This is a genomic window from Microbacterium sp. 2RAF4 (assembly GCF_052115285.1).
Classification (GTDB): domain Bacteria; phylum Actinomycetota; class Actinomycetes; order Actinomycetales; family Microbacteriaceae; genus Microbacterium; species Microbacterium oxydans.
Genome location: NZ_JBFRGI010000002.1, coordinates 1,583,425 through 1,603,464 on the forward strand (window position 1 = coordinate 1,583,425; position 20,040 = coordinate 1,603,464).

At 65.5% G+C, this 20,040-nt stretch carries 18 protein-coding genes and 1 pseudogene; 5 read left to right on the forward strand and 14 right to left on the reverse strand.

Annotated elements, in window-relative coordinates:
- Positions 1-35 precede the first annotated feature (35 nt).
- The 3 genes from AB4070_RS12095 to AB4070_RS12105 form a co-directional block, all read right to left on the reverse strand.
- Positions 36-686 (reverse strand): dihydrofolate reductase family protein, encoded by a 651-nt coding sequence (locus tag AB4070_RS12095; protein ID WP_441980309.1) that lies wholly within the window; start codon positions 684-686, stop codon positions 36-38.
- A 139-nt stretch (positions 687-825) separates the two neighbouring features.
- Positions 826-1,881, reverse strand: a complete 1,056-nt coding sequence (locus AB4070_RS12100) for an LLM class flavin-dependent oxidoreductase (protein ID WP_441980310.1) — start codon at positions 1,879-1,881, stop codon at positions 826-828.
- A gap of 28 nt (positions 1,882-1,909) precedes the next feature.
- On the reverse strand, positions 1,910-3,421 hold the full coding sequence (locus tag AB4070_RS12105) for a class I SAM-dependent methyltransferase (RefSeq protein ID WP_441980311.1): 1,512 nt from the start codon (positions 3,419-3,421) through the stop codon (positions 1,910-1,912).
- Between the two features lie 97 nt (positions 3,422-3,518).
- On the opposite strand from AB4070_RS12105, the gene AB4070_RS12110 reads away from it, so the two are divergent.
- The 4 genes from AB4070_RS12110 (at position 3,519) to trxA (ending at position 8,839) form a co-directional block, all read left to right on the forward strand.
- On the forward strand, positions 3,519-5,741 hold the full coding sequence (locus AB4070_RS12110; protein ID WP_441980312.1) for a DUF6049 family protein: 2,223 nt from the start codon (positions 3,519-3,521) through the stop codon (positions 5,739-5,741).
- Complete coding sequence (murJ, locus tag AB4070_RS12115) at positions 5,734-7,350, forward strand: murein biosynthesis integral membrane protein MurJ (RefSeq protein WP_441980313.1); 1,617 nt, start codon at positions 5,734-5,736, stop codon at positions 7,348-7,350. Before AB4070_RS12110 ends, murJ begins: the two co-directional genes overlap by 8 nt.
- A 119-nt stretch (positions 7,351-7,469) precedes the next feature.
- Complete coding sequence (gene trxB / locus AB4070_RS12120) at positions 7,470-8,450, forward strand: thioredoxin-disulfide reductase (protein ID WP_046747958.1); 981 nt, start codon at positions 7,470-7,472, stop codon at positions 8,448-8,450.
- A 65-nt stretch (positions 8,451-8,515) separates the two neighbouring features.
- Positions 8,516-8,839, forward strand: coding sequence for a thioredoxin (gene trxA / locus AB4070_RS12125; protein WP_021201395.1), 324 nt, complete (start codon positions 8,516-8,518; stop codon positions 8,837-8,839).
- 86 nt (positions 8,840-8,925) lie between these two features.
- On the opposite strand, the gene AB4070_RS12130 is transcribed toward trxA, so the two are convergent.
- The 11 genes and pseudogenes from AB4070_RS12130 to rpmH all read right to left on the reverse strand — a co-directional run bounded on the left by AB4070_RS12130 (position 8,926) and on the right by rpmH (position 17,852).
- Entirely contained in the window at positions 8,926-9,456 is a 531-nt protein-coding gene (locus AB4070_RS12130; RefSeq protein WP_441980314.1) for a GrpB family protein, read from the reverse strand.
- Position 9,457: 1 nt separating this feature from the next.
- Entirely contained in the window at positions 9,458-9,793 is a 336-nt protein-coding gene (locus tag AB4070_RS12135; RefSeq protein WP_046747959.1) for a hypothetical protein, read from the reverse strand.
- Positions 9,794-9,802: 9 nt separating this feature from the next.
- The gene (locus tag AB4070_RS12140; protein WP_441980315.1) at positions 9,803-11,251 is read right to left on the reverse strand and encodes a sugar porter family MFS transporter; all 1,449 of its coding nucleotides are present in this window, start codon (positions 11,249-11,251) and stop codon (positions 9,803-9,805) included.
- A 60-nt stretch (positions 11,252-11,311) separates the two neighbouring features.
- Entirely contained in the window at positions 11,312-12,283 is a 972-nt protein-coding gene (locus tag AB4070_RS12145) for a ParB/RepB/Spo0J family partition protein (protein ID WP_441980316.1), read from the reverse strand.
- On the reverse strand, positions 12,283-13,158 hold the full coding sequence (locus tag AB4070_RS12150) for a ParA family protein (RefSeq protein WP_441980317.1): 876 nt from the start codon (positions 13,156-13,158) through the stop codon (positions 12,283-12,285). Before AB4070_RS12150 ends, AB4070_RS12145 begins: the two co-directional genes overlap by 1 nt.
- A gap of 1,624 nt (positions 13,159-14,782) precedes the next feature.
- A pseudogene (gene rsmG, locus AB4070_RS12155) lies at positions 14,783-15,525 on the reverse strand (16S rRNA (guanine(527)-N(7))-methyltransferase RsmG).
- Complete coding sequence (locus AB4070_RS12160; protein ID WP_441980318.1) at positions 15,443-15,934, reverse strand: Jag family protein; 492 nt, start codon at positions 15,932-15,934, stop codon at positions 15,443-15,445. The pseudogene rsmG and the gene AB4070_RS12160 overlap by 83 nt, the downstream one beginning before the upstream one ends.
- Positions 15,931-17,001 carry a membrane protein insertase YidC gene (gene yidC, locus AB4070_RS12165; protein WP_058630955.1) on the reverse strand — a complete coding sequence of 357 codons (1,071 nt, stop codon included), beginning with the start codon at positions 16,999-17,001 and terminating at the stop codon, positions 15,931-15,933. The genes AB4070_RS12160 and yidC overlap by 4 nt, the downstream gene beginning before the upstream one ends.
- 3 nt (positions 17,002-17,004) lie before the next feature.
- Positions 17,005-17,355, reverse strand: coding sequence for a membrane protein insertion efficiency factor YidD (yidD, locus tag AB4070_RS12170; RefSeq protein WP_046747966.1), 351 nt, complete (start codon positions 17,353-17,355; stop codon positions 17,005-17,007).
- Positions 17,352-17,708 carry a ribonuclease P protein component gene (gene rnpA, locus AB4070_RS12175; RefSeq protein ID WP_082108634.1) on the reverse strand — a complete coding sequence of 119 codons (357 nt, stop codon included), beginning with the start codon at positions 17,706-17,708 and terminating at the stop codon, positions 17,352-17,354. Before rnpA ends, yidD begins: the two co-directional genes overlap by 4 nt.
- 6 nt (positions 17,709-17,714) lie before the next feature.
- Positions 17,715-17,852: a 50S ribosomal protein L34 gene (rpmH, locus tag AB4070_RS12180; RefSeq protein WP_013584598.1), complete on the reverse strand. Its 138-nt coding sequence runs from the start codon at positions 17,850-17,852 to the stop codon at positions 17,715-17,717.
- Between the two features lie 316 nt (positions 17,853-18,168).
- Between rpmH and dnaA the strand changes: the two genes are divergently transcribed.
- Complete coding sequence (dnaA, locus tag AB4070_RS12185) at positions 18,169-19,563, forward strand: chromosomal replication initiator protein DnaA (protein ID WP_046747968.1); 1,395 nt, start codon at positions 18,169-18,171, stop codon at positions 19,561-19,563.
- Positions 19,564-20,040 lie beyond the last annotated feature (477 nt).

The window sequence follows — 20,040 nt, forward strand, 5'->3', positions numbered from 1 at the left end:
TGGTCCAGCCTCCCAGATCGGCCCTCCCGCGAGCGTCATTCCTCGCGGGAGAAGGTGATGTGCGTGACGCCCGACTCCGCGATCTCCGAGGTGACGCGGTAGCCGGACTCGAGTCCGCGCAGGTCGTCCCAGAGTCGGATCCCGCTGCCGATGAGGATCGGGGTGATGCCGACGTGCAGGTCATCGACCAATCCCGCGCGCAGATACTCACGCACGGTCGTGGGTCCTCCACCGATCCGCACGTCCGCGCCGGCGGCCGCCTCGACCGCTTTCTGCAGCGCCTCCTCGGGAGAAGCCGAGAGGAAGTGGAAGCTCGTGCCGTTGGCGAACTCGATCGAAGGCCGCGGTGTGTGGGTCAGCACGAACACCGGGGCGTGGAACGGCGGCTCATCGCCCCACCAGCCGCGCCAGTCCGGGTCGTCCGGGTTGGCGTGGAGCCCGAACATCCCGGCGCCCATGATCTCGGCGCCGATGTTCTCGAAGTAGTGCGCGGCGTACTTCTCGTCGACGCCTGTCGTTCCCGCCCCACTGGTGTCGAGGAAGACCCGCTCGTGGAACGTGCGCGTGGCCGTGTACGCCGCCGTCAGCCGGCCCCAGTCCTCACCGAAGGGGTTCTCCGGGGTCTGATCGGTCGTCGTGGCGAAGCCGTCGAGCGAGATGTTGAGATCGACGCGAACACGGGTCATGGTCTGCCTCCGAAGGCATGAAGGGAGGCTGCGTCGATCGGCGCAGCCTCCCCAGCGTCAGTGCTCCAACGCTCCTTGTCAAGCAACTCGTGTCAAGCAACTCGTGTCAAGCCACTCGTGCCGAGAGCGGTGATCCCGCTCAGACCGGATCGCCCTGGACGGGACCCTCCGTGTTCGGCTTCCACCCGAGCGCCGGAGCCACATGCTTCGCGAACGACTCCAGCACGTGCAGGTTGTACTCGGGTCCGAGCTGGTTCGGGATGGTCAGCATCAGCGTGTCGGCCGCCATCACCGCCTCATCCTGTCGGAGCTGCTCGATCAGCACGTCCGGCTCTGCCGCGTAGGTCTTGCCGAACGTGGAACGGAATCCGTCGATGATGCCGATCTGGTCGGCGTTCTCCTCGCTGCGCAGTCCGAAGTAGGCCCGGTCCATGTCGGACACCAGGGGGAACACGCTGCGGCTGACGGAGACGCGCGGTGTGCCGGTGTGACCGGCCTTCTTGTAGGCCGAGCGGAAGAGGTCGATCTGCTCGCGCTGCAACTCGTGGAATGGCTGCCCTGTGGCCTCGGTCACCAGGGTCGAGCTCATCATGTTGAGTCCCTTGCGGCCGGTCTCGATCGCGGTCGGGCGTGAGCCTGATCCCCACCAGATGTGATCGCGCAGCGTCGGGGACTGCGGCTCGATCGCGAGGTAGCGGCCGGCGCCCACCATGCGGGGGTCTCCCGGAGCGATGCCTTCGCCGTCGATCGCGCGGAGGAACAGGTCGAACTTCTCCCGAGCGATCACGCTGCCCCGCTCGGTGTCCTCCTCGTCGACGTACCCGAAGGTCTCGTAGCCGCGCAGAGCCGTCTCGGGTGAACCGCGGCTCACGCCGAGGGCGATGCGGCCGTCGGAGATCAGGTCGAGGGCGGCGGCCTCCTCGGCGAACTGGAACGGGTTCTCGTACCGCATGTCGATCACGCCGGTGCCGACCTCGATGCGCTTCGTGCGCGCGGCCATGGCGCTCAGCAGGGGCATCGGGGAGGCGGCCTGACGGGCCCAGTGGTGCACGCGCACGTATGCGCCGTTCACACCGATCTCGTCAGCGCCCTCGGCGATCTCGATGGTCTGCTTCAGCATGTCGCCCGCGGTGCGGGTCGCTGAGCCGGGCACATCTGCATAGTGCCCGAAGGAGAGGAATCCGAAAGCCTTCATGATCTATTCCAACGCATGTATCCCGCAGCTATTCCCCCGGTACGAGGATGCCGTCCAGCACGAGCGATCTGATGCGGGGCTCGAGCTCAGCCCACAGGTCTGCGAGGGGGACCTCGAACAGGTCGGCCAGGGCCGAGACGATCTGCATCACGGTGAGGTCGCCGTCGCAGGCCCCGACGAACCCGGCGAGCGCAGGGTCCACGTTCACGGTGCGGGCGAAACCGCCACCCTGTCGCAGTTCGATGACGCTGGGGTCGTCGTTGCCCGGCAGCAGGTGGCGGGCCTCGGTGACATCGGGCGCCGTGAGCAGAGTCGCGGGGATCCCCTCGGCGAGAGCGTCATGCGCGGCAAGCCCGGTTCCGAGCGCGGCACCGACGTTCGACACCTGCTGGGAGATCCGCTCCGTGCGGCGGAGCGGAGGGGACGACAGACCTCGACGCATCAGCACGTAGCCGAAGCCGATCGAGGTCACGCCGCGGGCGGCGAAATCATCGAGCCAGGCGGTCAGCAATGAAGTGAATGCCGGGTCGCGCGGGGTGGTGCCCCCGTCGCGGATCCACAGCTCCGCATACCCCAACGGCGACAGCTCCTCCCTTTCGATGACCCAGAGGTCGAGCTCGCTCGGCACCCACGCCTCCAGACGGGCAAGCCCCGTGACCCCTGCCCGCGACTCCCAGTTGCCGAGCAGCTGCGCGATTCCGTTCCGCGTCAGATGCGCCGGGGCGCTCCGGACGAACTGTTCGACGAGAGCATCGCCCACCAGTCCGCCGTCGCGGTATTCGTACGCGGGGACGCCCTCCACCCGCGGTGTGATGACGAACGGCGGATTGGAGACGATCAGATCGAACGCTTCGCCCGCGACGGGATCGAACATGCTGCCGTGACGGAACTCGATGTTGGTCACCCCGTTGACCCGCGCGTTGAGCTCGGCGAACGCCAGGGCTCTGGCCGAGATGTCGGTCGCGACCACAGTGCCGGCACGACGGGCGACGAGGAGCGCCTGGATCCCGCACCCGGTGCCGAGGTCGAGAGCTCGATCGACCTGGATGGGCACGATCGTCTCGGCGAGGGTGCGCGAGGCTCCGCCGACGCCGAGCACATGATCGGCGGGGAGAGGTCCGTCGAGGGCGACCTCGTCGAGGTCGCTGGCGATCCACCACTCGCCGACACCCTCGGCGTCCACGAACGACTGCGGACGCAACAGGGCCGTCGGCGTCACCGTCTCGGCATCCGCGGTGGCGAGTCCGAGCGCCTGGAGTCCGTCCACCCCGAGATTCGGCAGAGCGGCGGCGACCGCCGCCCGCGGCTGACTCATACCGAGGACCAGCAGGCGGCCGAGGGTGGCCAGGACTCCGGCATCCTCGGCGATGGCCCGCAGGATCGGTTCGCGCATCCCCCGGGCGAGGGCGTCGTCTGCCTCCTCTCCCCACAGGCGACGCAGGGGTGCGGACCGGAAGTCGGCGGCATCGAGATCAGCGGCCAGCGCGGAGGTGCGAAGGGGGTCTGGGTGAGGTGCGGGGGTGTCGGACACGGCCGTCACTCTACGCGTCTTCAGGGTTCTCCTTCCCTGTGCCTCCTAGAATCAGGAGGTCAGTACTCACGAGCAGCCCCGTTCCGGGCGTTCGAGGAAGACCCTCATGACCGCCATCACCCCCGAACACGGCCTCCGTGCGCGCCTGCGACGGCTCGCCGGCAGGACCGCCGTTCTCGCCATCGTGCTGGGCGCGTGCGCGGTCGCCGCACCGAGCACGGCCGTCGCCGCCGGCGGGTCCGCTTCCGACGAGGAAACGAACGTGGGCTTCCACGTCTCCGCGGGTCTGCGCGGCCTCGTCGCCCCCGGTTCCTCGACCACGGCGATGCTCACGGTGCAGAACGAGACGGAATCGAAGCTGTCGAGCGGTCAGGTGCAGGTGGAGCTCAGCAGGACTCCTCTGACGGACGAAGCCTCGGTCACCAACTGGCTCGATGAGGGCGAGGCACCGGGCGACTTCGACACGATCGGCTCCGACACGACGGCCGCGCTCGATGCCGGTACCTCCGGCATGACCACGGTCTTCGTCCCCGCCGAGACTCTCGGTGCCCTCGCCCCCGGTGTCTACCCGCTGCGGGCGGAGCTCAAGGGTGCCAAGACGGTGAACACGCCTGAGGATCGTTCGGCGACGGTCGACGCCACCGCGACCAGCGTGCTCGTCGTCGCCGATTCCCAGACCGCTCAGGTCGGCGTGCTGGTCCCGCTCACGGCGACCCCCGAGAACGGCGTGCTGTTGAGCTCGGAGGAACTCAGCACTCTCACCGGGCCCGAAGGGGCTCTGACCGCTCAACTCGACGGCGTGGCCGGCACCACCGCGGTGCTCGCCATCGATCCCGCCGTTCCCGCCGCGATCCGCGCTCTCGGTTCCGCGGCTCCCGAGACCGCGCGGGACTGGCTCGACCGACTCGAAGCTCTGCCGAACACCCGGTTCGCACTGCAGTTCGGCGATGCGGATGCGACGGCGCAAGCACAAGCGGGTCTCCCCGCATTGCTGCAGCCGACGACACTGGCTCCGTTCCCGAACCCCACCGACTTTCCACAGACGCCTGCCACGTCGTCGCCGGCGGCGGACTCGACCGCGACACCGGGCCCGACACCCAGCCCGACCGGCACTCCTCAGTTGCCCGATGACGCGGAGCTCACGGCGATCGATGGCGCGCTTCCTCAGATCCTGTGGCCGGACGACGAGCTGAGGGAAGAGGATCTCGACACCTTCGCGCGATACCTGGGTGAGGGGACGAGCACCGTCGTCTCCTCCGCAGCGCTGGGCGGACAGAGCGCTGCGCACGCCACCGTCGGCGGGCACGACCTCCTGGTCACTGACAGCGGCCTGTCGGAGACCCTCTCCCAGGTCGCCGCAGAGGCCGACTCCGTCGAGCGTCAGCGGCTCCTGGCCGAAGCCGCCGCGCTCCTGACACTGGCTGAGAGCCGCGTCGCGGGTGCCCCGCTGCTGATCGGGCTCGACCGCGACGAGAACCGCAATGCGGACGCGCTGCGCGACGCGATCTCGACGGCCGATTCGATCGGATTCGAATTCTCGGCACTGCGCGCCACTCCGCCCGCATCGGCCTCCCTCACATCGGAAGCCGATCCCGCGCGCGCGGCAGCGGTGACGACCCTCCTGGCCGACGAGGGAACGCTCACCGCCTTCTCGTCGATCCTCGCCGACCCGCAGGTGCTGCTGAGCCCTGAACGCATCAGGATCCTCCGCACGCTGTCCGTCGGATCGTCGGCGAAGGCCTTCGCGAAGAAGGTCGAGGAGCACCAGAAGCGCACCTCCGAGACGCTCGCTGCCGTGAGCATCCCCCCCTCCAGCACCATTCAACTGCTCACCGCCAACGCCGATCTGCCGATCGCCGTGCGCAACGACCTGCCGTGGCCGGTGACGGTGCAGTTGTTCGTCTCCCCCACCGACCCTCGCCTCGAGGTGAAGCCGATGACCGAGACGGTCGTCGAGGCGAACTCCACCAAGCGCGTCAAGGTCCCGGTATCCGCACGGGTCGGCAGCGGCGAGGTCGACCTGCGCCTCAGCCTCTACAGCCCCACCGGCGTGCAGATCCAGGATCAGCAGAAGATCAGGGTGGCTGTGCGAGCGGAGTGGGAGACCATCGGCCTCATCGTCTTCGGGGGCCTCGCCGCACTCCTCATCGTGGTCGGCGTGATCCGCACCGTCCGCCGCAAGCGCCGCGAGGCCGCCGAGGAGGCGGCTGTGGAAGCAGAGATCGAGTCATTGGAAGAGGACGCCGTGAGAACCCGACCGGAGGGGACACCGAGCGATGGCACGTCGTCGGCCCACGACACGTCCTCGACCCCGGATACGAATGAGTAGCCTCGGCCGGGCGAGCGCCATCATCGGCGCTGGGACCCTCGTCTCGCGCGTCACCGGGCTCCTGCGCAGCATCGTCCTCGTCGGTGTGCTCGGATCTGTCGCATCCGAAGCGGCCGACGCCTTCACCTACGCGAACCAGCTGCCGAACAGCGTGTTCTCTCTGATCTCCGTGGGGATCCTCACGGCCGTGATCGTCCCGCAGATCGTCAAGGCGACGGCGGACGCCGACGGCGGCAACGCCTTCATCTCCAAGTTGTTCACCCTGGGCACGGTCGTTCTGGTCGTGGTGACGGGAATCGCGACGGTGGCGGCTCCGTGGCTGGTGCATCTGGTCGCCGGCAAGGCGAACGAGTCCACTCTCGCCCTCGCCACGGCACTCGCATACTGGTGCCTGCCGCAGATCCTCCTCTATGGCCTCTACGCGATGTTGGGCGAGGCACTCAACGCACGAAAGATCTTCGGTCCGTTCACCTGGGCTCCTGTCGTCAACAACATCGTGTCCATCGCAGGTTTCCTCGCGCTCGGAGCACTGTTCGGCCCCGTGTCCACGAAGGCTTCCGACTGGACACCGGAGATGATCACCCTGCTCGGTGCGACTGCCACGCTCGGTATCGCGCTCCAGGCTGTCGTCCTCCTGGTCTTCTGGCGTCGCACCGGCCTCGCGCTGAAACCCGACTTCCACTGGCGTGGAGTGGGGCTCGGCAACGTCGGTCGCCTGGCGGGCTGGACGTTCCTCATGGCCTTCGCGAGCCTTTCCGCGGGGGTTCTTCAGGGCTACATCGTCAGTGAGGTGGCCGGTCTCGGTGCCTCCGCCACGGTGACAGCGAACGCCTGGCTGATCTTCATGCTGCCGTACTCGGTGATCGTGCTCTCGATCGGGACTCCGTACTTCACCCAGATCAGCGGTCACGCCGCCGCCGGACGCGACGATGAGGTCCGGGCCGACATCGCACGGAGCATTCGAACCCTGTTGTTCTTCATCGTCGCAGCCGTCGCAGCCGTCGCGGCCGCGGCCATCCCCGCGTCGCGTGTGTTCACAGACTCCGCCGACGACGCTCAGGCGGCCGCACTGGTGCTCATCGCCTACCTCGTCGGACTCATCCCCCTCACGATCCTCTTCATCGTGCAGCGAACGTTCTACGCTTACGACGACACTCGCACCCCGTTCTGGTTCACGATCATCCAGTGCGCCCTCATCGTCGTCACCGCTCTCATCGCCCTCGGTATGCGAGAGGCGGGGATCATCCCTCTGACCTCCCTCGCCGCGGCGGTCGCGCTCGGACAGTCGATCGCGAGCATCCTGCAGACGATACTCGCCACCTGGTTGCTGCATCGAAAGATCGGCGGCCTGCAGGTGCGTTCCTGGATGTCGGCCGTCGGCCGGTTCGCGATCGCCGGCGTCCCGGCGGGGCTGGCCGGCTGGGGAGCCTTCGTCCTGCTCGGTGGCACCACAGGATGGATGATGGTCGACAAGATCCAGGGCGCCGTGGGCACCGCGATCATCGGCCTCGTCGTGGTGGTCGTCTACGTCGCGATCCTCGCCGTGATGCGCGCCCCCGAGCTCAAGGCCGGCACTGCTCTCGTCCGCCGATTCCTCCCCGGGCGCTGATCCACGCACGCAGCCCGCTCCGCGGCCTACGACGCACACTGTGCAGGGAATGCCTCGCGGTTACCATGGGTTGAAGCATTCGAAGGTCATTCGACTGCAGTTTCTAAGACGGAGATCACATGCGTCAGGTCATCATCATCGGCTCCGGCCCCGCCGGATTCACGGCTGCCATCTATGCGGCCAGGGCGAACCTCAAGCCGCTGCTCATCGCGAGCTCCGTCGAGGTCGGCGGAGAGCTGATGAACACCACCGAGGTCGAGAACTACCCCGGCTTCCCCGAAGGGATCCAGGGACCTGAGCTCATGGCCAAGTTCCAGGAGCAGGCGGAGAAGTTCGGCACCGAGGTCGTCTACGACGATGTCACCGAACTCCAGCTCGAGGGGCCCGTCAAGAAGGTCATCCTCGGCAGCGGTGCGGAGCACGAGACGCAGTCCCTCATCTACGCGACCGGCTCGGCGTACCGCAAGCTCGACATCGCCGGCGAAGAGCGACTCTCCGGCTACGGAGTCTCCTGGTGCGCCACGTGCGACGGATTCTTCTTCCGCGAGAAGACGATCGCGGTGGTCGGCGGTGGCGACTCCGCCATGGAAGAGGCCACGTTCCTCACCCGCTTCGCAGACAAGGTCTACGTGATCCACCGCAAGGACACCCTGCGGGCCTCGAAGATCATGCAGGAGCGGGCATTCGCGAACGAGAAGATCGAGTTCGTGTGGAACAGCGAGGTCGCCGAGGTCCTCGGAGGCGACTCCGTGACCGGCGTGCAGTTGCGCTCCACGGTCGACGGCACGCTCAGCGACCTCCCGCTCGACGGGCTCTTCATCGCGATCGGCAACGACCCGCGCACGCACCTCGTGCATGACAAGCTCGAGCTGACGCCGGAGGGCACCATCTGGGTCGACGGCCGCTCGTCGAAGACGTCGGTTCCGGGAGTCTTCGCTGCCGGTGACGTCATCGACCCCACCTACCGTCAGGCCATCACGGCGGCTGGCTCCGGCACGGTCGCTGCTCTCGACGCAGAGCACTTCCTGGCGGACCTCGAAGACCCTTCCGTGGAGGTTCCGGCCGCCGAGGCCGCGGAGATCCTCACCGCCACCGCGTAGGGGCGGGAACACTTTTCCCTCGCCCGCTGTTGTAGCAGGCGAACCTCGAATCAAGGAGAACTCTGATGAGTGCAAAGGCTACGAGCCAGGCGACCTGGGAGCAGGACGTTCTGCAGGCCGACGGTCCCGTGCTGGTGGACTTCTGGGCCGAGTGGTGTGGTCCGTGTCGTATGGTGGCGCCGGTCCTGGACGAGATCCAGGCGGACAACCCCGACAAGATCACCATCCTCAAGCTCAACGTCGACGAGAACCCTGAGCTGGCCATGAAGTACCAGATCACGTCGATCCCGGCGATGAAGGTCTTCCACGGCGGTGAGGTCAAGACGACCATCATCGGTGCGAAGCCCAAGTTCGCGCTGGAGAAAGACCTGGCCGCGTTCATCGGCTGAGTCCCCCGAGACGAAGGGCCGCACCTCCCGGGGAGGTGCGGCCCTTTCTCGTATCTGTGCTCCAGCCGGCCCGCGGACCGCTCGGTTCAGTCTTTGTCGTACACGGAGACCGACGGCAGTCCGCGAGCAGCACGTGCACGGTCGACGAGGAGCTGAACCACCGCGGTCTTCCCCGCGTTGTACGACTCTTCTCCCCTGCGCGAAGCGTCAACCGCAGCGTGCTTCGCCCGCTCGTAGAGCTGGGCATCCTCCGGGTTCTGCAACAGCCAGTCGCGAAGGATGCGCTGGTTCACCTGATCCCAATCGGCCGCTTCGAAGAAGTGGGCGATCTGCGTCCGCACACCATTCTCCTCGATGATCATCACCCGATGGCTTCGCACACTGCTCCCGACCGCCCATCCTGCGGCCTCGAGCCCCGGTCGATGGAGGTCGAGATCCTCGTCGTCGGCAATGCGCACCGCGACGTCGATGATCGGCTTCGCACTCATCCCGGGGATCGCCGTGGATCCGATGTGTTCGACGAGCCAGTCCGGATTCCCGTGCCTGCGCAGTTCCGCCGCGACACGTGTGAAGGTCTCCGACCACGTCGGGTCATGCGGGAAGAGCGCGACCTCCACGTCAGGAAGCGTCGGCGACGGTCGGATCCCAGCGGCGGTGGCGCTGCTTCTCGTCCAGGAGGCCCCAGACCGCCGAGGTCAGCTCCGGGTACTCCAGGGCGATCTGCCGCAGCACCCGGTAGTGCCTCGCCGCATTGGGGCGCACACCGTCGTTCGCATTGATGTTGTCTGCGCGCAGCAGGTAGACGACGAGTTCGTCGACGCTCGGGAGCTCCTCCATGAACTCCCACGGATCCTCTCCCCCGAGAAGCCGCTCCTGGATGAGGACCGCGAGTTCGTCCGATGCTTCGGCGCGCAGCACTTCCAGGCTGGCGCGGCGCTGTACGGACTCGGTCATGCTTCCAGCCTACGTCCGCTGCGGACGTCTCCGGCGCTCCACCTTCATGTTCTCCGTCATGTCTTCGAGCTCCCTGCCCTTGGTCTCCGGCACCTTGAAGAACACGAAGAAGAACGACAGGAGCGCGAAGAACGCGTAGAACCCGTAGGCGAACGTGAGGCCGATCTCGGCGAAGGCCGGGAAGGTCGTGGAGATGAAGAAGTTCGCGAGCCACTGTGCCGCTGCGGCCACCGCGAGGGCTCCGGCCCTGATGGAGTTCGGGAAGATCTCGCCGAGCAGAACCCAGACCAGCGGCCCCCAGCTCGCACCGAAGAACACAACGAATCCGTTCGCGCAGATCAGGGCGATCGTGGCCCACGGATCGGGGAGCGTCGCCGTCCCCTGCGCATCCAGCGTGCCGAACGAGAAAGCCACTGCCATGAGGCCGAGTGTCACGGTCATGCCGACCGAACCCACCAGCAGCATGATCCGGCGACCGATCTTGTCGACAAGCAGGATTGCCACGATCGTGACCACGATGTTCGTGACCGAGGTGATGACAGAGGTCAGGAGAGCACTCGACTCATCGAAGCCCACCGACTGCCAGAGCGTCGTCGAGTAGTAGAAGATGACATTGATGCCGACGAACTGCTGGAACACGGACAGCAGGATGCCGATCCAGACGATGGGCTTCAGCCCCAGGCGGTTACCACGCAGATCACGCAACGATTCCGAGCGCTCCGTGTCGATCGTCCCGGTGATCTCCTCGATCTTGCCCTGGACATCGACGGTGCCGGTGACGGTCTCCAGCACATCGGCCGCCCGTTTCAGCTCGCCCTTGCGCACCAGATAACGCGGAGATTCCGGGAGTCGCAGCGAGACGAGGCCGTAGACCAGCGCAGGGATCGCGGCGACCATGAACATCCAGCGCCAGGCGGTGAGCCCCCACAGCGGCTGGTCCGCCGCGCCGGCGATGCCCGCGAGCAGCGCATCGGAGAGCAGCGCGGCGAAGATACCGGTGACGATCGCCAGCTGCTGCAGCGAGCCGAGGCGCCCTCTGATCGCTGCGGGTGACACCTCGGCGATGTACGCCGGCGCGATCACGGAGGCGGCACCGACACCCAGTCCCCCGATCACCCGCCAGATGATGAGGTCGACGACGCTGAAGGCGAGACCGGACCCGATCGCGGAGATGAAGAACATCGTGGCCGCGACCACCATCACGGGGATGCGTCCGTACTTGTTGGAGACGGGGCCGGCGAACCACGCGCCCACCGCACAGCCGATGAGGGCCGACGACACGGCGAAACCCTTGAGCGCAGTACCGAGGTCGAATCCGGAGACGTCGCCCGCGAGCGCGTCGACCGCCCCGTTGATCACAGCCGTGTCGAATCCGAAGAGGAATCCACCCAACGCGGCGGCGATGCTGACCGCGATCACACGGCGCTTGATGGCTGCTGGACCGGCTGTTCTCGACATGACATCCCCCTCGTCGTCACGATGACGCGAGTCTAGGCTAGCGCTGCCGCCGGCGGGACCTCACTTCGACGAGCCGTAACCGCCTTCTCCGAGTTCCTCGAGAATCCGATTGAGATCCTGGATGGAAGCGAAATCGATAGTGACCTGCCCTTTTCGCGCTCCGAGCGCGATCTTCACGCGCGTGTTGAGACGGTCTCCGAGTTTGCCGGCCACCTCATCCAGATACGCGCGTCGCGCACCCGGGGTCGGCTTCGCCGACGACCCGGCACGGGGCTGTGCCTTCGCCGCCTCCTCCGTCGCGCGCACAGAGAGGTCTTCATTCACGACCTTGTCCGCAAGGCGCTGCATCGACTCCGGGGTGTCGAGACTCAGGATCGCACGCGCGTGCCCGGCGGTGAGAACTCCTGCGGCCACCCGCTGCTGCACGGGGACGGGGAGCTTCAGCAGTCGGATCGTGTTGCTGATCTGCGGGCGGGAACGGCCGATGCGCGTGGCCAGCTCCTCCTGGGTGATTCCGAAGTCATCGAGCAGCTGCTGGTATGCAGAGGCCTCTTCGAGTGGGTTCAGCTCCGAACGATGGAGGTTCTCCAGCAGGGCGTCACGCAGGAGATCCTCGTCTGCGGTGTCACGGACGATCGCGGGGATGACGTCGAGGCCGGCCTCGCGCGCAGCGCGTGTACGGCGCTCCCCCATGATGAGCTCGTACTCGCCGTCGGCGTTCTTGCGAACCACGACGGGCTGCAGCACCCCGAACTCGCGGACGCTGTGCACCAGCTCTGCGAGATCTTCCGGGTCGAAGTGCGTCCGAGGCTGACGCGGATTCGCGACGATGCTGTTCGGGTCGACCTGGATCAGATGAATGCCGGGAACACTCTCGAGTTCCGGCGCCTCGACATCGGCCGCGGGAACCGCCTCGGTGCTCGTCTGTCGCAGGCTCGCGCCCGGGAAGAAGACATCGACGGGACGTTCCGACTGATCCGCCGTGGGAATGAGGGCACCGATGCCGCGGCCCAGTCCAGTGCGCTTCGCCATCATTTCTCCTTGCTCTGCGTCGCTCTGCGCGACGCGATCTCAACAGCGGCCTCACGGTACGCGATCGCGCCGGCGGATTGGGCGTCGTAGGCGATCACGGTCTGGCCGAAACTCGGGGCCTCGGATACCCGTACGGATCGAGGGATCACGGTCTCCAGCACCTGCTCGGGGAAGTGCGTCCGCACTTCCTCCGCGACCTGCTGCGCCAGACGGGTACGTCCGTCGAACATCGTCAGCAGGATCGTCGAGAGGTGGAGCACCGGATTCAGGTGCTTCTGGATCATCTGAATGCTGCCGAGCAGCTGGCTCAGTCCCTCGAGTGCGTAGTACTCGCACTGAATGGGGATGAATACTTCTGTCGCAGCGGTGAAGGCATTGATCGTGAGCAGGCCCAGGGAGGGTGGGCAGTCGATGATGACGAAGTCCATCGGGTGCTCTTCGAGGTACACGTCGAGCGCGCGACGAAGGCGATGCTCTCGAGCCACCTGCGCGACCAGCTCGATCTCCGCCCCCGCGAGATGGATCGTGCTCGGTGCGCAGAAGAGGTTCGGATCCTCCGGGCTCTGCTGCACGATCTCTGCCAGCGGAAGCTCGTCGATCAGTACGTCGTAGACACTGGAGACCTCAGCACTGTGGGGTACTCCCAGGGCTGTGGATGCGTTGCCCTGCGGGTCGAGGTCGATGACCAGCACCTTCCCGCCCATCCCTGCCAGTGCCGAAGCGATGTTCACGGCGGTGGTGGTCTTTCCCACTCCACCCTTTTGGTTCGACACCGTGAGAACGCGGGTTTCCCCGGTGAACTCCACGGCAACCCCTTCGAGTGCGCGCCTGCGGGCGGAGAGGTCAGCGAGTTCCCGCGCAAGCGGCGTGTCCATCCCGAACGATTCGCTCGAGGATGTCTTCTCGGATGGTTTCACGTGAAACATCCACTCCTTTCGGGGCCGCGTTCCACTCTAATCGCAAGCAGAGACGTTCGATGACGAGAGCACTCTCGCACCTCGAGCGAACCACGTCGGGGTCGTCTTTCCCGCGGCCAGTCTCCGCGGTACCGGCTTCTTCCGTTCCGCTGCCCGCATCGCTTCGCGCGTGTTTCACGTGAAACAGTGCGTACTGCGGCCAGGATCACGACCACTGGCGTGCCGGGCTGGCCCTCCCGGTGCAGGCGGGTATGGCGCACCTCACCTGCAGGAGTCCCGCCGCATGCGGAGTGTGCCGGGGCCGCCGCACGGTGCACCGGCCGACAGACGAATGTCGCTGCGCTCGGCAAGGCCCACGTCGGTCGTCTTTCGGTGCCACCACCCCCTGATTCGGACGGGAGCGGTCCTCACGCCTCTGGCCGGCCACGGTGAAGAAGAACCCGCCTGCGCGGCGCCACGGGTGTGGTCTCAGAGCTCCCTGCGTCCACGCAGCCGGCGCAGGCCATCCGCCGAGCAGCCACCAGGAGCATCTATCCCCCGGATACCTGCGACACTCCGTCCATTCTCCGCAGCTTCAGGCGCACGACAGAACTGTTCTCTACGGCCCAGAGGATGACTCAGCCAACTCCCCTCGACCAAGGAGCTGTCGTAGGCGGTCCGGTCTGCATGTTTCACGTGAAACACCGTCGCCAGGCAACGCCAGAAAGCCGGTGCATGTCATCCGTCGAGCAGCCGCCAGGAGCCTCTATCCCCCGGATGCCTGCGACACTCCGTCTATTCTCAGGCGCTTCCAGAGCACGACAGATCTGTCCTCTATTACACGGAGGATGACTCCGCCCACCCTCTTCGACCGAGCAGCTTCATCAGCAGTCCGGTCTGCATGTTTCACGTGAAACTCGGTCGAGAGGCGAAACATGAAGCCGGCGCCTCCCGATGTCGAACGTCACCTGAACCTAGGCCGGGTGATTTCCGGCCGCCGATCTCTCACGGTGGACCATCCCATCATGCAGGGGTAGCCCCTGGATCCATGCCAGGGCTTCGTGCCACGGGTGGTGTGCCAAGAATGTCGCGCCACCGATGTCGCAGGGCTCTACGCCAGATACCCCTAGTCGGCTCCTCTGCTCCCAGATCGCCACGCGCCCGGAACTCCCCAGTAGTGTCCATGTTTCACGTGAAACATCGCCTACGCGAACGAGCGCAGCACCCCTCACGACGAGCGCACGAGGACGCCTGGCTTGTGGTGCTCACAAGACGTAGTGCTCAACGACTCCGAGCTTCTCCCCAGCTATGCACAACTCTCCGATCGACATGATGCCGATCGCGTTCTCGAGGTGACCCATCCGGAGAGCTGCGTCGATAGGGCCTCCCCCCGCCGAACATCGCGCTGCGTGCGGCGTGAAACTCCGCCTTCAGACAGGCCATCAGTCTCGTCGAGGTCGTGATCGCCCTGGCTGGTCATGCGCGGAGCGATCGCATTACGGCCATCAATGCATGGAGACGGCGCTGTCCGAGCGATGAGACCCTTCCCATGAACACGAAGGGGGTGTTTCACGTGAAACACCCCACTTCGACAAAGACCTGTCTAACGGACGCGAGCGCGAACCACCCGAGTCGTCTCGGGGATGACTCCCTCACCCAGCACCTCGACTCGGACGTCCGAGAGCCGGAACTTCTTGATCTGCTTCTGCGCCGCATCGATCTCGTTCGCGGCGTTCATGCCTTTGAGCAGTGTGAGCTCGCCACCGTCACGAACCAGCGGTGCGGTCAGCGGAATCAACGTCCGGAGCGCACTCACCGCACGAGCAGTGACCATATCGAAGCCCTCCGGAGGACGTACGTCCTCCGCGCGAGCTCGCAGCACAGCCACGTTCGACAGATCCAGCGCTTCCACCTGTTCATTGAGCCAGGTGACCCGTCGCTCCATCGGCTCGATCAGCGTCCACTGCACATCAGGACGGGCGATTGCGAGCACCAGTCCCGGCAGGCCGGCCCCCGAACCGATATCCGCCACCGAACCGTGAAACAGCGGAGCAGCGATCGCGCTGTTGAGGATGTGTCTCGTCCACAGGCGCGGGAGCTCGAGGGGGCCGATGAGGCCGCGTTCCTCCCCCTCGCGCGAAAGAGCCGCCGTGAAAGCACGGGCCACGTCGATGCGATCCCCGAAGAGAACGGCAGCGGAGGAGGGTTCCTGCTCCAGATCACTCATGAGCGTCCCCGTTCGAACGATGTTTCACGTGAAACGTCAGCGTCGACGGAGGACCGTGTGACGGTCAGCGCCCTCGCCGTAGGACTCGGAGACCAGGCCCCGGTCGGCGGCAATGTCATGGACGAGCTTGCGCTCATAGCTCGACATCGAGGGAAGAGATGCCTGGGAAGAACCCTCGTCGAGTTTGGCGGCCGCGGCATCGACCAGGGTCTCCAGCTGACGACGACGCGTGTCGCGCGAACCTGCGATGTCGAGGATCAGTCGCGAGAAGGAACCGGTCTTGCTCTGGACGGCGAGACGGGTCAGTTCCTGGAGTGCCTGGACGGTCTCCGGAGCGGAGAGCAACGCAAGCGCGTCGCCCTCAGCCTCGACAGAGACGTATGCCCGTCCCTGCCGCACATCGAGGTTCAGATCACCGTCGATGTCCGCGATATCGAGAAGTTCCTCGAGGTAGTCCGCCGCGACGTCTCCCTCGTTCTCGAGCTGAGCCACCGTCGGCTCGGTGCTGTCGGTCATGGTCTCGCTCATGAACCGCTCCCCTTCTTCTTCGCACGCTTCTTGCCGACCGGCTGCTGACGCTTCGGTGCTTCGGCCTTCGCCTTCTCGGCCTCTTCGAGCAGACGCTGCTGCTCCGCCTCATAGGCGGCCATCGGGACGACCTTGCCAGAGGAATCGATCGCCTTGCCCTTGCGTGCGAGACGCTCCTCGCGAGCCTTGGCGGCTTCGGAACCGGGAGTGGGCATCTCGCGGATGACGAGGAACTGCTGTCCCATGGTCCAGAGGTTCGAGATGAACCAGTACACGACGACGCCGAGCGGGAAGAAGACACCCGAGAAGATGAAGCCCAGCGGCAGCACGTAGAGCATGATCTTCTGCATCTGGTACGCCTGGCCGGTCTTGGCCTCGGGCGACAGGTTCTTCGAGATGATCTGCAACTGGGTGAAGAACTGCGACCCGATCATGAGCACCACGAGCGTGACCAGGATGATGATCGCCGTCGTGTTCTGCGCATCGATCGCGTTACCCAGCGTCTCGTGCAGCGACGCCACACCGAACAGCTTCGCGTCGTAGAACTCCTTCGTCAGCTCCGGGCTGAGGAGACCGACACCACCGATGTTGTCTCGAGCGTGCTTGCTGACATCGCTCAGCACGCTGTAGAGCGAGAAGAAGATCGGCATCTGCACCAGAAGCGGCAGACAGCTCGACATCGGTGTCGTGCCGTGCTTCTTGTACAGCGCCATGGTCTCGCGGCTCATGGCCTCACGAGAGAGCTGATCCTTCTTGCCGCGGTACTTCTCCTGAACTTTTCGCAGCTCAGGAGCGATTTCCATCATCTTGCGCTGACTCTTGATCTGCTTGACGAACAGCGGAATGAGAGCAGCACGGACGACGATCACGAGTCCGACGATCGACAACACCCAGGTGATGCCGGAGGCCGCGGGCAGACCGACAGCGGTGAGCAGCCAGTGCCAGGCGACGAGGATGAGCTCGACCACCCACTTGAGCGGCCACAGGATGGTGCCGATCAGATCGAAGCCACCCCCCGCCGGTTGAGGGCTGGGAGTCGCGCTGGCGAGCAGAAGGTCAAGACCCACCGATCAGTCCTTTCGGGAAGGGACGACGAAACCGTGTGCGGTCAGGTCGTAACGGAAGTGTTCGTGCGGACGGACGTCATCGACGCCGCCGGTGGTCCAGGGGTTGCAGCGGAGGATGCGCCATGCAGAGAGCGCCGCCCCCTTCACTGCGCCGTGCTGCTGCACCGCACCTACAGCGTAGGCGGAACAGCTGGGGTAGTACGCACAGACATCTCCATACATCGGCGAGATGACCTTGCGGTAAGCGGTGAGGAACCCGAGTACGAGATTCCGCGGGATCACCGGAATGCTCCGCACCAGGTCCTGCGCATGCAGATGTGCGGTGCCGACGGACGACGCCGGAAGGGCGGTCATGCCGACACCGCGGAAGCCGCCGGCTCCAGGCGGCGGAGGCACCGATCGACATCGGCTCGGAGCTCCGCGTAAGAGGCGGTCGCAGAAGCAGGAAGGGCACGGATGACGACATCCGTGCCCTCAGGGACCCGTGGAAGCGCCTCCGCGCACACGGCCTTGAGCCGACGGCGCACGGAGTTGCGCACCACTGCGGTGCCCACCTGTTTGCTGATGATGAATCCGAACCTCGCGGCTCTGTTCTCGCCCGTGGTCAGCACCGAGGTGATGACACGCGCCCCGCCACAACGGGATCCGCGACGAACGACCAGACGATAGTCGCTCCCGCGAGTCAGCCGATACGGGCGGGCGAGCACAGCGGACTACGCAGAGAGCTCGGTGCGGCCCTTCGCGCGGCGGGCGGCGAGGATGCCACGGCCGGCACGCGTACGCATGCGGGCGCGGAAGCCGTGCTTCTTGGCGCGACGACGGTTGTTGGGCTGGAAGGTGCGCTTGCTCATGGAATCACTCCGGGAATGCTGCCACCGGGTTCACTTCGACCGGAGACATGGGGTACTGCCAAAAATGGCATAAGTCAACCAAGTAAGGGTACGTCTTACCGGCGCACAGAGCAAATCTGGGCTCTCACGGAGCCGTCGCGCGGAACCGGGTGCACAGCCATTATCCACAACCTCCCGACCTCGCGTCGACGCAACACGCCCGCGTGATTCCAAGGGCAGGTTGCCGTTCACAGCCGGGATGACTACCGTGGCATCCTAAGTTATCCACAGGGGACACGGCACGTAGACCCCGCCTCGATCACCCGTCCGGAGCGTCATGTCCTCACCTGCCCAGCCCGACGTCCCCATCTGGACCACGGTGCAGGAGCTTCTGGTCGACGACGACAGGGTGACACCTCAACTGCAGGGCTTCCTCAGTCTGGCTGTCCCTGCCGGAGTGATGTCGGCCACGCTCTATCTCGAGGTCCCGAACGATCTCACGGCCGCGCAGATCAACAAACGTCTCCGTCTCCCGATCATGGAGGCCCTCTCCCACATCGGCGAGGAGGTCACCTCCTACCGAGTCGTGGTCAACCACGAGCTCGCCGAGCAGCAGACCGCGCCGATCGCCGTCGGCGACTTCGGTCGTCAGGAGCAGACGCGCAGCGAATCCCCGATGGAACCGGCGCCCACCCCGATGCGCCACGAGTCGCGCCTCAACCCGAAGTACACCTTCGACAACTTCGTGATCGGCCAATCGAACCGCTTCGCCCACGCGGCCGCCGTCGCGGTCGCCGAAGCACCTGCCAAGGCGTACAACCCCCTCTTCATCTACGGCGACTCCGGACTGGGCAAGACCCACCTCCTCCACGCCATCGGCGACTACGCGCAGTCCCTCTACGCGGGGGTGAAGGTCAGATACGTCTCCAGCGAGGAGTTCACGAACGACTTCATCAACTCCATCGCCAACAACCGGGGTGCTGCCTTCCAGGCGCGCTACCGGGAAGTCGACATCCTCCTCATCGACGACATCCAGTTCCTGCAGGGGCGGGCCGAGACCCAGGAAGCCTTCTTCCACACGTTCAACACCCTGCATGACCACAACAAGCAGGTGGTCATCACCAGCGACGTCGCTCCCAAGCTCCTGACCGGCTTCGAGGACAGGATGCGCAGCCGCTTCGAGTGGGGTCTCATCACCGATGTCCAGGCGCCCGACCTCGAGACCCGCATCGCCATCCTCCGCAAGAAGGCCCAGAGCGAGTCTCTGCACATCCCCGACGAGGTGCTCGAATACATCGCCACCGTGGTGTCCTCGAACATCCGCGAGCTGGAGGGGGCACTGATCCGCGTCTCCGCGTTCGCGAGCCTCAATCGATCGCCTCTCGATATCGCCCTCGCCCAGACCGTGCTGCGCGACATCATCGACACGGCAGAGGACAACATCATCTCGCCGACCGACATCATCACGGCGACCGCGCAGTACTTCAAGCTCACGGTCGACGACCTGTACGGCTCCAGTCGATCGCAGCAGATCGCCACCGCTCGGCAGATCGCCATGTACCTGTGCCGGGAACGGACGAACCTGTCCCTCCCCAAGATCGGTCAGCTGTTCGGCAACCGCGACCACACGACGGTCATGTACGCGTACAAGAAGATCAGCGAGCTCATGAAGGAGCGTCGCTCCATCTACAACCAGGTCACCGAGATCACGACCCAGCTCGGACGCCGCTGACACGCCGCGTCTCCGAAAAAGGGGAGGTCCACACCCGATCAGGTGCGGACCTCCCCTTTTTTGTCACCCGGACAGGGGTTCTGATCTCTCGATTGATGCCTCTATGCACATGTGGATAACTTGTGGATGACCGTGGATTCGATCGGGACGAATGTGGGTCGATCACCCAAACCTGTGGATAACTACGGGAGGGGCTTCGAGCACCTCACCCCCGGTAACCCGCGGATTCCTCAGGGTTTCCACAACTGACAACTGTGTAGTTCCCTACTCGCTCTTGCTATCCACCGACTTATCCACAGTATCCACAGCTGTTAACACCGTTAAGGAGTTAAGTCATTCAGGGCGCGATCCGATCACCAGACGGTGTGGAGAGCCGACCGTCGAATGACAGGAAGCTCGGCGTAGGGATACGCCGGACTGTGGGGCTAGCATGGGAAGCCCTGCACCGGCAGGGCCGACGACAACGCGTCACAGTTC

Bases quoted from the DNA above. Each gene is read 5' to 3' on its own strand.
- AB4070_RS12095 (WP_441980309.1), bottom strand. From the start codon at position 686: ATGACCCGTGTTCGCGTCGATCTCAACATCTCGCTCGACGGCTTCGCC.
- AB4070_RS12100 (WP_441980310.1), bottom strand. From the start codon at position 1,881: ATGAAGGCTTTCGGATTCCTCTCCTTCGGGCACTATGCAGATGTGCCC.
- AB4070_RS12110 (WP_441980312.1), top strand. From the start codon at position 3,519: ATGACCGCCATCACCCCCGAACACGGCCTCCGTGCGCGCCTGCGACGG.
- murJ (WP_441980313.1), top strand. From the start codon at position 5,734: ATGAGTAGCCTCGGCCGGGCGAGCGCCATCATCGGCGCTGGGACCCTC.
- trxB (WP_046747958.1), top strand. From the start codon at position 7,470: ATGCGTCAGGTCATCATCATCGGCTCCGGCCCCGCCGGATTCACGGCT.
- trxA (WP_021201395.1), top strand. From the start codon at position 8,516: ATGAGTGCAAAGGCTACGAGCCAGGCGACCTGGGAGCAGGACGTTCTG.
- AB4070_RS12135 (WP_046747959.1), bottom strand. From the start codon at position 9,793: ATGACCGAGTCCGTACAGCGCCGCGCCAGCCTGGAAGTGCTGCGCGCC.
- AB4070_RS12140 (WP_441980315.1), bottom strand. From the start codon at position 11,251: ATGTCGAGAACAGCCGGTCCAGCAGCCATCAAGCGCCGTGTGATCGCG.
- AB4070_RS12145 (WP_441980316.1), bottom strand. From the start codon at position 12,283: ATGGCGAAGCGCACTGGACTGGGCCGCGGCATCGGTGCCCTCATTCCC.
- AB4070_RS12150 (WP_441980317.1), bottom strand. From the start codon at position 13,158: ATGGACACGCCGCTTGCGCGGGAACTCGCTGACCTCTCCGCCCGCAGG.
- AB4070_RS12160 (WP_441980318.1), bottom strand. From the start codon at position 15,934: ATGAGCGAGACCATGACCGACAGCACCGAGCCGACGGTGGCTCAGCTC.
- yidD (WP_046747966.1), bottom strand. From the start codon at position 17,355: ATGACCGCCCTTCCGGCGTCGTCCGTCGGCACCGCACATCTGCATGCG.
- rpmH (WP_013584598.1), bottom strand. From the start codon at position 17,852: ATGAGCAAGCGCACCTTCCAGCCCAACAACCGTCGTCGCGCCAAGAAG.
- dnaA (WP_046747968.1), top strand. From the start codon at position 18,169: ATGTCCTCACCTGCCCAGCCCGACGTCCCCATCTGGACCACGGTGCAG.